12 protein-coding genes are annotated in these 12,273 nt (G+C 69.1%); 3 read left to right on the top strand and 9 right to left on the bottom strand.

Translation table 11 applies throughout. The features are described 5' to 3' along the window. Window positions 1–5: 5 nt before the first annotated feature. A complete protein-coding gene (locus tag V4U86_RS17890; protein ID WP_395307285.1) occupies window positions 6–1,616 on the bottom strand; it encodes a PE-PPE domain-containing protein in 1,611 nt (536 codons plus the stop codon). A gap of 144 nt (window positions 1,617–1,760) precedes the next feature. After that, window positions 1,761–2,156, bottom strand: coding sequence for an MmcQ/YjbR family DNA-binding protein (locus tag V4U86_RS17885; RefSeq protein WP_395307284.1), 396 nt, complete (start codon window positions 2,154–2,156; stop codon window positions 1,761–1,763). A 46-nt stretch (window positions 2,157–2,202) separates the two neighbouring features. On the opposite strand from V4U86_RS17885, the gene ligA reads away from it, so the two are divergent. Continuing rightward, complete coding sequence (gene ligA / locus V4U86_RS17880; protein WP_395307283.1) at window positions 2,203–4,290, top strand: NAD-dependent DNA ligase LigA; 2,088 nt, start codon at window positions 2,203–2,205, stop codon at window positions 4,288–4,290. Here ligA and V4U86_RS17875 read toward each other — a convergent pair. The 6 genes from V4U86_RS17875 to V4U86_RS17850 form a co-directional block, all read right to left on the bottom strand. Continuing rightward, window positions 4,287–5,822 carry a polyamine aminopropyltransferase gene (locus tag V4U86_RS17875; RefSeq protein ID WP_395307282.1) on the bottom strand — a complete coding sequence of 512 codons (1,536 nt, stop codon included), beginning with the start codon at window positions 5,820–5,822 and terminating at the stop codon, window positions 4,287–4,289. The genes ligA and V4U86_RS17875 overlap by 4 nt on opposite strands. Beyond that, window positions 5,819–6,274, bottom strand: coding sequence for a DUF350 domain-containing protein (locus V4U86_RS17870; RefSeq protein ID WP_395307281.1), 456 nt, complete (start codon window positions 6,272–6,274; stop codon window positions 5,819–5,821). The genes V4U86_RS17875 and V4U86_RS17870 overlap by 4 nt, the downstream gene beginning before the upstream one ends. A 25-nt stretch (window positions 6,275–6,299) precedes the next feature. Continuing rightward, window positions 6,300–6,731, bottom strand: a complete 432-nt coding sequence (locus V4U86_RS17865) for a DUF4247 domain-containing protein (RefSeq protein ID WP_395307280.1) — start codon at window positions 6,729–6,731, stop codon at window positions 6,300–6,302. Further along, window positions 6,728–7,237 (bottom strand): DUF2617 family protein, encoded by a 510-nt coding sequence (locus V4U86_RS17860; protein ID WP_395307279.1) that lies wholly within the window; start codon window positions 7,235–7,237, stop codon window positions 6,728–6,730. Before V4U86_RS17860 ends, V4U86_RS17865 begins: the two co-directional genes overlap by 4 nt. A gap of 8 nt (window positions 7,238–7,245) precedes the next feature. After that, a complete protein-coding gene (locus V4U86_RS17855; RefSeq protein WP_395307278.1) occupies window positions 7,246–7,857 on the bottom strand; it encodes a DUF4178 domain-containing protein in 612 nt (203 codons plus the stop codon). A gap of 80 nt (window positions 7,858–7,937) precedes the next feature. Then, window positions 7,938–8,597 (bottom strand): amino acid-binding protein, encoded by a 660-nt coding sequence (locus V4U86_RS17850; RefSeq protein ID WP_395307277.1) that lies wholly within the window; start codon window positions 8,595–8,597, stop codon window positions 7,938–7,940. Window positions 8,598–8,673: 76 nt separating this feature from the next. Between V4U86_RS17850 and gatC the strand changes: the two genes are divergently transcribed. After that, window positions 8,674–8,973, top strand: coding sequence for an Asp-tRNA(Asn)/Glu-tRNA(Gln) amidotransferase subunit GatC (gene gatC / locus V4U86_RS17845; protein ID WP_395307276.1), 300 nt, complete (start codon window positions 8,674–8,676; stop codon window positions 8,971–8,973). Beyond that, complete coding sequence (gatA, locus tag V4U86_RS17840) at window positions 8,970–10,451, top strand: Asp-tRNA(Asn)/Glu-tRNA(Gln) amidotransferase subunit GatA (protein ID WP_395307275.1); 1,482 nt, start codon at window positions 8,970–8,972, stop codon at window positions 10,449–10,451. The genes gatC and gatA overlap by 4 nt, the downstream gene beginning before the upstream one ends. A gap of 7 nt (window positions 10,452–10,458) precedes the next feature. Here the strand turns inward: gatA and V4U86_RS17835 are convergent, their stop codons facing one another. Next, window positions 10,459–12,246 carry a thiamine pyrophosphate-requiring protein gene (locus tag V4U86_RS17835; protein WP_395307274.1) on the bottom strand — a complete coding sequence of 596 codons (1,788 nt, stop codon included), beginning with the start codon at window positions 12,244–12,246 and terminating at the stop codon, window positions 10,459–10,461. Window positions 12,247–12,273 lie beyond the last annotated feature (27 nt).

Here is a 12,273-nt window from a genome sequence, read left to right as displayed (position 1 = left end):
CGGGGTCAGGCGGCCTTGTCCGCGTCGGCACCGCCGGTATCGGCCCCGGGATCAGCACCGCCGTCCGCCGAGCCGTCACCGGTGCCGCCCTGCCGAGCGGTCCCGTCGGCCGGGGCGGTATCGGTGTTCTCGGATGACGGATCGTCTGCGCCGAGGTCGGCATCGACTCCGCGGACCCGCTGCCGCGTGGTGACCGCAGTGGACTCCGGCAGTTCGGGTTCGAGTTCCGCGAGGACCGGCTGCTCACCGGCAATGTCGGTCTCGTCGGCGACCTCAGTCTCCTCGGCCACCACCTCGGCGGTATCGGGGACTTGGGGAACCTCGCTGACCACAACGGGTTCGACGGTATCGGCGACACCGTCGGTGCCCTCGCCGGCCCCGGACTGGGTCTGCACGCCCGCGTCGAGCGACTCGACGACGTCGGCGGTCGCCGCCGGCTGAAGATCTGCCGCGTCGTGGTCCGTCGTCCGCGCCGCCGCAACCAGATCGGCTTCGAGTGCCGGGTCCGGGGTGGTGACCCGATCCCAGTTCGGGTTCAGGGCGTGCCGGATACCGACTCCGATGGCGTCGATCAGGTCGAACGGCAGCGCCAGCAGTCGCTGCGGGGTGGGCAACAGCGAGGCCGGGGTGGGGGTGCCGGGGTTGATGGACCGGTTGTACCCCAGATCGATGAGCACCTTCAGCGCCGGTTCGACCAGATCCAGCAACGGCTTGGGCACCCCGAGCAGACGCAACGGCAGCAGCAGCGGCAGGTACGGTGCGGCGAGCGTGACATAGGTGATGTTGCTGTCGGGGTCCTTGTAGTCCGGGCGGGCCCGGGGACCGTCCAGGCTGGCCGGCAGATAGTTGATGTGCAGCGTGAAGCCCAGCAACGCGTTCAGCGTCGCCAACAGATTGAGCGGGTAGTTGGGAAAATCCGAGACCGTGTCGTATTCCCAGCTGACGTCCAGCGTTTCGTACTGGGTGTCGGTGGGCGTGGAGCCGTCGAGTTTGATACCGAAGAACGGAACGAACAATCCCGGGAAGCGTTGCGCCAAACCACCGTTGGGCCGGTTCATGCCGGCGACCATGATGAAGCTCAATTTGTCGGCGTCCGGGGAGCCGATCGACTTCAGATGCCGCAACTCGCGGACGACGACATTGGCGCTCGACGAGTAGCCCACCACCGTCACCGGTTCGCCGGTCTGTAGCGCGGAGTCGATCGCGGCCTGCAGCGCGGTGAGTCCACCGCGCTGGGATTGCTCGAAGGTGGTCTTGCCGTCCCATCCGGTGGTGAGCGGGAGTTGGGACGGCCACGGAACGGGCTGGTAGTTGTAACCGAAGTACGGTGAGTCCGGGTTGTTCGGGTCGAAATAACCCTTGCCGGGCACCCCGGACGGGAACCCGGTGTTGTTCGGGGTGCCGGGCGGCAGCGGGCTTCCGCCCAGGCCGTGTTCCATGCCCTGGCTGGTGGGATTGCTGTTGCCGCCCATCACCAGCAGCGTCCCGGCCATCAGTCGGACGCCGACGCCGATGCTCGACAGGAACACCAGCACGCCGATGGCGACGAAAATTATCGCGACGTTGGCCGCGCGTGACAGATAGGGCATGAACCGTGGCGCGGTGAACGTGCGCATCCCAAGCCTCCCGAGCGAATGCGACTGCCGGTCATCCCCGGTGACCGGTCTGTGCTGGGAAAGTTTCTACCACGTAAATGTGGTGATCAACGGCAGATTCGGGAAGGTTCGGAGTTTTCTGTGGTAACCGGCGCCGGTGCAGGCCTAACGTGCGTCGAGCTCCTTGATCAGCCGCTTCTGCGCCACCATCCGGTAGGACGCATCGAGCAACTCGCTCACCTCGTCCCAGTCCACCTTCGCCGCGGTCAGATCCAGGCCCAGCCAGCCGAACGGCCCCAGATAGGCCGGGAAATAGAACCGGTTGTCCTGCTCCAGGGCCCGGCGGTCGGATTCGTCGACTTTGACCAACAGCGAGTAGGGGTACGGCTGCATCCCATCGGGACCCTTGAGGTTGCCGCCGAAGATGGCGAACATCTTCGTCGCGCAGAACACCGGCCGGCCCCAGGCCACCTTCTCGAAGGCCCCCGGAAAATCCAGGGCCCGGGCGCGCACCTCGGCCAGGCCGAAATCGTCGTCGGAGAACATCACCGGATGCGGCACAGGTCGCAGTTTAACCGTGTCGGCGCCCTGCACTAGCCTGGCCAGAGTGAGCTCACCGGACGCCGATACCCGTGGTCGCTGGCAGGAACTTGCCGAGGAAGTGCGTGGTCATCAGTTCCGGTACTACGTCAAGGATGCGCCGGTCATCTCGGACGCCGAGTTCGACGGCCTGCTGCGCGAGTTGCAGGCCATCGAGGACCAGTACCCGGAACTGCGCACCCCGGACTCGCCGACCCAGCTGGTCGGTGGTGCCGGCTTCGCCACCGACTTCGGCGCGGCCGACCATCTGGAACGGATGCTGTCCCTGGACAACGTATTCGACACCGATGAGCTGTCCGCCTGGGCGGCGCGGATCAGCGCCGAGACCGGAGCCGATACCGAGTATCTGTGCGAGCTGAAGATCGACGGTGTCGCGCTCGCACTCGTCTACCGCGACGGGGTACTGGTGCGCGGTGCCACCCGCGGCGACGGCCGCAGCGGCGAGGACGTCACCCTCAACGCCCGCACCATCGACGATGTCCCGGAAAGGCTCACCGGCACAGACGAATTCCCGGTTCCATCGATACTCGAGGTCCGGGGCGAGGTGTTCTTCCGGCTCGCCGATTTCGAAGAACTCAACGCCGGTCTGGTGGCCGAGGGCAAGCCGCCGTTCGCCAATCCGCGCAACAGCGCGGCCGGTTCGCTGCGCCAGAAGAACCCGGCCGTCACCGCGCGGCGCCGGCTACGGATGATCTGCCACGGCCTCGGCAAGGTGGAGGGATTCACCCCCGCCTCCCTGCACGACGCGTACCGGGCGCTCGGCGCCTGGGGACTCCCGGTGTCCACCCACACCACGAAGGTGCAGGGCATCGCCGCCGTCGCCGAGCGCATCGCCTACTGGGGCGAGCACCGCCACGACGTCGAGCACGAGATCGACGGTCTGGTCGTCAAAGTCGACGATGTATCGCTGCAACGCCGGCTGGGCGCGACATCGCGGGCTCCCCGCTGGGCGGTCGCCTACAAATACCCGCCCGAAGAGGTCACCACCAAGCTGCTCGACATCCGGGTCAGCGTGGGACGCACCGGCCGGGTCACCCCGTTCGCCTACATGGAGCCGGTGAAGGTCGCCGGGTCCACCGTCGGGCTGGCGACCCTGCACAACGCCACCGAGGTCAAACGCAAGGGTGTCCTGATCGGTGACACCGTGGTGTTGCGCAAAGCCGGAGACGTCATCCCCGAGGTACTGGCCCCGGTGGTCGACCTGCGCGACGGTACCGAGCGCGAATTCGTCATGCCCACAACATGTCCGGAATGCGGCACCCCGCTGGCGCCGGCCAAGGAGGGGGACGCCGACATCCGCTGCCCGAACACCCGCAGCTGCCCGGCGCAGCTGCGGGAGCGGGTGTTCCACGCCGCCGGTCGGGGCGCCTTCGACATCGAGGGGCTGGGCTACGAGGCGGCCACCGCGCTGCTGCAGGCCGGTGTGATCACCGACGAGGGCGATCTGTTCGCCCTGACCGCAGAGGACCTGCTGCGCACCGAACTGTTCACCACCAAGAAGGGTGAGCTGTCGGCCAACGGCAAACGGCTGCTGGCCAACCTGGGCAAGGCGAAAGGCCAGCCGTTGTGGCGGGTGCTCGTCGCGTTGTCCATCCGGCATGTCGGACCGACCGCGGCGCGCGCGCTGGCCGGCGAGTTCGGCAGCCTGGACGCCATCATCGAGGCCTCCGAGGCCAAGCTGGCCGCGGTGGAAGGTGTCGGTCCCACCATCGCCGCGGCGGTGATCGAATGGTTCGAGGTGGACTGGCACCGGGCCATCGTGGACAAGTGGCGCGCCGCCGAGGTCCGGATGGTCGACGAGCGGGACGCCGGGGTCGAACGCACCCTGGAGGGCCTGTCCATCGTGGTGACCGGTTCGCTGACCGGGTTCTCCCGGGACGAAGCCAAGGAAGCCATCCTCGCCCGCGGCGGCAAGGCCGCGGGCTCGGTGTCGAAGAAGACGTCGTACGTGGTCGCCGGGGATGCCCCGGGATCCAAGTACGACAAGGCGATCGAGCTCGGGGTGCCCGTGCTCGACGAGGACGGGTTCCGCAGGCTGCTCGACGAGGGACCGGCCCCGGCACCCGAGCCGGAGTCGGAGTCGGAGGGGTCCTAGCGGTAGCCCGCCCGCATGTCCTCCACGATCCTCGGGTTGTCCAGGGTCGAGGGCTCCAGACTTCGGGGGGCGTTGTCCGGCGCGAACACCGTCGCCGCGTCGAGCACCGGCTGGGTCAGAAACCGCAGCGGGGGAGCGCCCGCGGGCACCGTGGGTGTGGGCGCCGAGGTGCCACGGCGCCCGAGTGCGAACCCCCAGTCGCCGAAGGTCGGTACATGCACGTGGTACGGAGTCACCGCGAAACCGGCCGAACCCAGCGTGGACACCGTCCGCCAGAACGCGTTCGGGGTGGAGAACGGGCTGCCCGCCTGCACCACCACCAGGGCGTCGGGGGCCAGCACCCGGGTCACGAGCGCATAGAACTCGGTCGAATACAGCCGCCCCAGTACCGGATTGTCCGGGTCGGGCAGATCGATGATCACCGCGTCGAACCCGCCCGCGGGCAGCTCGCCGGGCGACCGTAACCACGTCATCGCGTCATCGACGACCACCTCGACCCGCGGGTCATCCAGCGCGCCGCCGTTGGTGTCGCGCAGCGCGCCGCGCGCCAGCTCGATTACCGACGGATCCAGTTCCACCTGAACGATGCGCTGCACCTGCGGCATTCGCAGCAGCTCGCGGGCCGCCAGACCGTCCCCACCGCCGAGGATCAGCACCGACCGGGCATCCTCGGCGAGCGCCGGATACACCAGGCTCTCGGTGTAGCGGTACTCGTCGCGAGTGGAGAACTGCAGTCCGCCATCGAGATACAACCGGGTGTCGGTACCGCGGCGGGTCACCACGATCTCCTGATAGGCGGACTGCTGATAGGCGATGATCGGGTCGGCGTAGAGCCGTTGCCGGGTGGTGCTCTGAATTCCGTCGGCCGCCACGATCAGCGTGGTCAGGGTCAGCGCGGCCACGGTGAGCACCGCCAGCGCCGACGCCAGCTGACGGCGGCTGAGGATGCTGCGCAACAAGAAGATCGCGACGATCGCCGCGGCGGCCAGGTTGATCATCCCGGTCACCGCGGCACCGCGGATCATCCCGAGTTGCGGCAGCACCAGGAAGGGCCACGCCAGCCCGCCGATCAGGGCACCCAGATAGTCCGCGGCGTTCAGGTTGGCCAGCACCCGGCCGGCGTCCGCCGCCCCAGCGGTGCGGCCCCGCTGCAGCAGGGTCATCAGCAGCGGCACCTCGGCGCCGACCAGGGCGCCGATCACCGCGGTGCCCAGCACCAGCACCCACAGCGACCCGCCGATGAACGCGAACGCCACATACATTGCGGCAGCTGATAATCCGCCGATCACACCGAGCAGGGTCTCGACCGCGATGAAGGTGATGGCGGCGTACCCGAGGAACGGCTTGACCAACAAAGCGCCCGCCCCGAGCGCGGCCACATAACCGGCCACGATCAGCGACGTCGCCACGATCCCGCCGCCGTGCAGGCTGGTCGACAGCGTCAGCAGGGCGAGTTCGTAGATCAGCCCGCACGCCGCGCAGGCCGCCACCGCGGCCAGCAGCAGCGCCCGCCAACGCGTCGTCACAGTCATGACAGCGCGGCTGCGTTCACCCCTCCGACGCACAGCAGGATCACCGCGGTGGCGATCGCTCCCGGGTGCAGTTTCTCATCGGCGATCAGATCGCGAAAACGCCCCGGCACCAGCACTTCCAGCACCACCAGCGCCGCGCCTTGCAGTGCCACCCCGACCAGCCCGTACACCAGCGCATCGACCAGTCCCTGCCCGAGTTCGGCGGAGCTCGCGATGATGGCGGTGGCGGTGACCAACGCCAGCGCGGCGTACATGCCGGAGGCGACGGCGACGGCATTGGGCCGGCGCTCGACGAACACCAGGTGGCGCAGGCTGCCCGGAGTGAGCGCATCGGCCATCAGGAATCCGGCGCCGAGCACCACGATCCCGACGATGAAGTACAGGACGGCCGCGACCGCGTTCTGGGCCAGCGCGCCACCGTCGACGGTGCCGAACTCCAGTGCCATCAACATCGGCTGCTCCTTCTCATCAGTTCGGTCATTTCGTACCGCCGGGTCCACCGGGACTGCCACCCGAGCCGCCCGCCGGCGAGCCCGGCGTGAAACCCGGACCCAGAAAGATGAATCCGCCACCGCTGTAGCGGGCATTGATGTCCTCGACCCGGATGCTGCACGGATACGCCCCGTCCGGTCCGACGATGACGATGTCGTCGGGATAGCGCAGGTACTCGCTGCCCCGGTCGCCGGCCCGCGATTCGGGCGCGTCGTAGGCGGCCAGATCGTCGGCGACCGACATGGGGGAACCACTGCACTCGTAGCGTCCGTCCCCGCCGTCTGCCGAGTACTGCCGGTAGTTCTCGCCGATGTGGCTGCGGATGTCCTTGTTCAGCATCGCCATTCCGGCGATCAGCGCCACCGCCCCGAGCACGACCAGCACCCCGGACAGTGCGAACAAGGCGTTGCGGCTCACGGACGCCACCGGCTCTCGGTGTGCACGACGGTGCCGCCGCCGTTGTCACCGGCCGGGTACAGATGCCAGGTCTGCCAATGCCAGCCGGGGCCGTCCGGCACAGCCCACAGCGCGGTCAGGGCGGCCTCGTCGCCGGGGAAGCTGCCGCCCAGCCAGCCGTCCTCGTGCTCACAGCGGTGCCGCAGGTCGGTGGCGACGTTGCGGAAAGCGTCCTCGCCCAGGGTGCGGGTGTCCGAGCGCAGCCGGTACCCGGGCGCCTCGGCAGAGCCGGGCAGCGCCGCGCCGACGGCCTGGTCGGTGCACGAAACCTGTTCGGAGAACGGGTGTTCCGGGTCGGTGACGGTGATGACGTGCGATGCGCCGAGCACCCCGAGGACCAGGTCGGCGCCACCGGGGTGGGGCAGGGTGCAGGTCGCGAGCGGGGTGGGTGCGGGGGCGTTGAGCGTCAGACGCAGACCGGCGCCGCTGACATCGGCGGGGACGACACGCAGTCGGTGCAACGGCAACGCGGTACCTAGGAACCGGCCGGTGGGGCCGGGTAGACGGTCAGCTCCCCGGCGCGCACGGGCCTCCCGTGGGACACCTCCCACGCCATGGTCGGCGCCCACCGTTCGTAACCGAGCCGGGCCTCGCCGTCCGCGCTGCTGTAGTCGACGTAATCCATCTCGCCGCCGGCGGGCAGTCCGGTGGTGCCCTCGGTGGTGTAGGACGCCCGGCCGTTCTCGTCGACGGAGTAGGTGATCCCGTCCACGTCGATGCTGCTGCCCGGCTCAGCCGGCAGGCCGGACCGCTTGATCCACCACACCAGTTCGAGCCGGCCCTCGTCCTCCTCCACGCTGAACCAGACCGGCTCCGGTCCGCCTTCCAGCAGGTGCTCCCACCATACGAACGGACCTTCGCGCAGGGTCACCGAGCCGCGTACCACATAGTCGATGCCGCCGTAGCTGACGATGGCACCCGGCCCCAGCTGGCGCGGCCCGAAAGTCTCGGTCTGGGAAGCGAACCGGAGCGGATCCTGACGGTCGGCAGGTTGGGCGGGCTGCTTGGGCCGGTTGCGTGCGACGAGAAAGACGATGACGCCCGCGGCGAGCAGTACGATGGCCAGGACGATCAGTAGTTCCCCCACACAACACCTTTCATCGGGTTCGGCAGCGGATGCGTGCTTTCCACCGTACCCGGTCGCTCACAGCAACCGCACAGCTGCGCTCAGCGAACGATCGTGGCCACGATCCCGGCCAGATACCCGAGGCGGGCCACCTCCGACGGCCGGAACTCCGGGCCGCCGGCGCGGCCGAGGACCACCGCGGTGTGCGGGTCACCCAGCGGGGCCGCGGCCAGCGCGATGTCCATGTCCCGCCAGACCCGCGGCACCCAGTCGCCGGTGCCGTCGAGCGCCGTGGCGTGGTCCAGGGGTAGCCAGGGGGCCGTCTCGGCCGGGGTTTCCGGGGCGCCGCTGCTGGCGGCGATGCGCTCGATTCCGGCCCCGGCGGACCGGACCACGGTGCACCAGCCCACCCGCAGCACCCGGGGGGCCTCCTCGGCCAGCACCCGCAGCCGGTCGGCGCGACCGTGCGCCGCGGCGATGTGGTCGATCAGCTCGAGTTCGCGGTGCGCCTCCAGCAGGCCGGTGTGCGGGCGCACGCTGTCGACCCGGACACCCTTGATGTGTTCGGCCGCGGTGATCAGCGAATCCGGCATGGCGCCCTGCGGCAGTTCGACGACCAGATCGTCGATGGCGTATCCCGTTCCGCGCTCGACGACGTCGAGGGACAGGATGTCGGCGCCCACCGAGCCGAGCGCGACGGCCAGGGAGCCGAGGCTGCCCGGTCGGTCCTCCAGCTGGACCCGCAGCAGATAAGACGGCACGGCCATCACCCTGTCACAGGCGCAACGGCGGGGCACCCGGGGGATTCGGGCCCACCGGCGACTAGGCTGTTTTGTCGTGTCACAGATTTCCCGGGACGAGGTAGCGCACCTGGCGCGGCTGGCCCGGCTCGCCCTGACAGACGGCGAGCTGGACAGTTTCGCAGGCCAACTCGACGCCATCCTGGCCCACGTCGGCCAGATCCAGTCCGTCGACGTCACCGGCGTCGAACCGACCGACAATCCGTTGAAGAGCGTCAACGTGACCCGGCCGGACACCGTGCTGCCCGGTCTGGCGCAGGACGAGGCACTGGCCGCCGCGCCGCGTGCCGAAGACGGCCGGTTCGCCGTGCCCAGGATCCTTGGGGAGCCCGAATGAGCGACCTGATTCGTGAAGATGCCGCGACCCTCGGCGCCCGGATCGCCGCCAAGGAGGTGTCCTCCACCGAGGTCACCCGGGCACACCTGGACCAGATCGACGCCACCGACGAGCGGTACCACGCATTCCTGCATGTCGCCGCCGACCGTGCGCTCGCCGCGGCCGCGGAGGTGGACGCCAAGGTGGCCGCCGGTGAACAACTGCCGTCCCCGCTAGCCGGGGTGCCGCTGGCGCTCAAGGACGTGTTCACCACCACGGACATGCCGACCACCTGCGGGTCGAAGATCCTGGAGGGCTGGACCCCGCCGTACGACGCGACCGTCACCGCGCGGCTGCGGGCGGCCGGGATCCCGATCCTCGGCAAGACCAACATGGACGAGTTCGCGATGGGCAGCTCGACCGAGAACTCGGCGTTCGGTCCGACCCGCAACCCGTGGGACACCGACCGGGTGCCCGGCGGCTCCGGCGGCGGCAGCGCCGCGGCACTGGCCGCATTCCAGGCGCCGCTGGCGATCGGCACCGACACCGGTGGCTCGATCCGCCAACCGGCGGCGCTGACCTCCACGGTCGGGGTGAAGCCCACCTACGGCACGGTGAGCCGGTTCGGTCTGGTCGCGTGCGCGTCCTCACTGGATCAGGGCGGGCCGTGTGCACGCACGGTGCTCGACACCGCCCTGCTGCACCAGGTGATCGCCGGTCACGACGCGCGGGATTCCACCTCGGTGGACGTCGCGGTGCCCGACGTGGTGGCCGCGGCCCGGGCCGGAGCCCAGGGGGATCTCAAGGGTGTCCGCGTCGGCGTGGTGAAGCAGCTGCGGGGCGAGGGCTACCAGCCCGGCGTGCTCGCCGCGTTCAACACCGCCGTCGAGCAGCTCACCGCGCTCGGTGCCGAGGTGAGCGAGGTCGACTGCCCGCACTTCGATCACGCGATGGCCGCCTACTACCTGATCCTGCCGTCGGAGGTGTCCTCCAACCTGGCGCGCTTCGACGCCATGCGGTTCGGTCTGCGGGTCGGCGATGACGGCACGCACAGTGCCGAAGAGGTGATGGCCCTGACCCGCGCCGCCGGTTTCGGCCCGGAAGTCAAGCGCCGCATCATGATCGGCACCTATGCGTTGTCGGCCGGCTACTACGACGCCTACTACAACCAGGCGCAGAAGGTTCGCACGCTGATCGCGCGTGACCTCGACGAGGCCTACCAGAAGGTCGACGTGCTGGTCTCACCCGCGACGCCGACCACCGCCTTCCGACTGGGGGAGAAGGTCGACGATCCGCTGGCGATGTACCTGTTCGACCTGTGCACGCTGCCGCTGAACCTGGCCGGGCACTGCGGTATGTCGGTGCCGGCCGGGCTGGCCTCGGAAGACAATCTGCCCGTCGGCCTGCAGATCATGGCCCCTGCGCACGCCGACGACCGGCTCTACCGGGTGGGTGCCGCGTACGAGACGGCGCGCGGGGCGCTTCCGTCGGCGATCTGAGACCGGATCAGCGGCCGGGCAGGAACTCCTTGGCCTTGATCCTGGCGCCCTGCATCAGCAGGTGCCAACGGTTGGGGTCGCCGCGGACCATGGCGGCGGCCAGGTCCTTGGCCTGGTCGAAGGTGATGTGCGGTGGAATCGGCGGCACCTCGGGGTCGCAGCGCACGTCGATGAGGATGGGCCCGCCCGCGGACAGTGCCGTGTCCCAGGCCGGGCCGACCTGTTCGGGGTCGTCGACCGAGATCGCCTGCAAGCCCATGGATCGGGCTATGTCGACGTAGGAGACGTCCGGAAGTGACTGCGACTGTTCGAATTTGGGTGCGCCACCCATTGCGCGCAGCTCCCAGGTGACCTGGTTGAGGTCGTTGTTGTGAAAGACACAGATGACCAGGCGGGGGTCGGACCATTCGTCTGAATACCTTCTGATGGTGAGCAGTTCGGCCAGACCGTTCATCTGCATCGCGCCGTCGCCGACGAGTGCGATCGCCGGGCGGTCCGGGTGGGCGAACTTGGCGCCGATGGCGTAGGGCACCGCGGCGCCCATGGTGGCCAGCGTCCCGGACAGGGATCCGCGGATCCCGTCGGTGAAGCGCAGGCACCGCGCATACCAGTTCGTCGAGGAGCCCGAATCTGCCGTCACGATGGCGTTGTGCGGAAGGCGTGGGGACAGCTCCGATGCCACGCGCATCGGGTTGACCGGGTCCGCCGGCGTACATGCCTGCCGTTCGATGGTCTGCCACCAATCGGACACGTTGCGCTCCACCGTGTCCCGCCAGGAGCGATCGGGGGCGGATTTCAGCCGCGGGATCAGCTCGAGAAGCGTGGCGGCCGCATCGGCGACGATGTTGACCTCGGTGGGATAGCGCATGCCGATCGCGGTGCCGTCGATATCGATCTGAACCGCGCGGGCCTGGCCGAATTCCGGAAGGAATTGCGAGTACGGAAAATTCGATCCGACGATCAACAGGGTGTCGCAGTCGCGCATCAGCTCGTAGCTGGGCCGGGTGCCCAGCAGCCCGATGGATCCGGTCACATACGGTAACTCGTCGGACAGAACGTCCTTGCCCAGCAAGGCTTTTGCGACTCCTGCACCGAGAATCTCGGCCACCTCACAGACCTGCGGCGCCGCCGAGCGGGCGCCCTGCCCGATGAGGATCGCCGGCCGGGAACCCGCGTTGAGGATGGCCGCGGCCTGCTCGACGAGCCGCGGATCGGGCGAGGTTGTGGGGCTACCGCCGCCCGGTGGGCTCGAGGGCACCTGTTTGAAGGCGTGCTCGGGCGGGGAGTACGGCTCCTCCTGTAGGTCCGCGGGAACGATGATCGCGGTCGGCGCCCGGCGGGTCAGGGCGGTCCGGATGGCGCGGTCGAGCGCATTGGGCAGCTGACTGGAGGTGTTGACCTCGACGAGGTAGTCGCTGGCGACGTTCTGGAACAGTGCCTGCAGGTCGACTTCCTGCTGGTAGCTGCCCCCCATCGCGCTGCGCGCGGTCTGCCCGACGATGGCCACCACCGGCACGTGATCGAGCTTGGCGTCGTAGAGGCCATTGAGCAGGTGGATCGCCCCGGGGCCCGAGGTCGCCATGCAGATGCCGACCGCACCGCTGAACTTGGCGTAGCCGACGGCGGCGAAGGCGGCCATCTCCTCATGACGGGTCTGGATGAACCGGGGATCGTCCCCGGCGCGTCCGAATGCGGCGACGAGGCCGTTGATGCCGTCACCGGGGTAGGCGAAGACGTGGCGGACGCCCCATTCGCGCAGACGGGCGAGGATATGGTCGGCGACATCGTCTGCCATGGCGGTTTCCGTTCGTCTTCGGCGTCC

The organism is Mycobacterium sp. AMU20-3851, assembly GCF_043974665.1.
Lineage (GTDB): Bacteria > Actinomycetota > Actinomycetes > Mycobacteriales > Mycobacteriaceae > Mycobacterium.
This window is presented reverse-complemented; position numbering and strand designations above follow the sequence as displayed.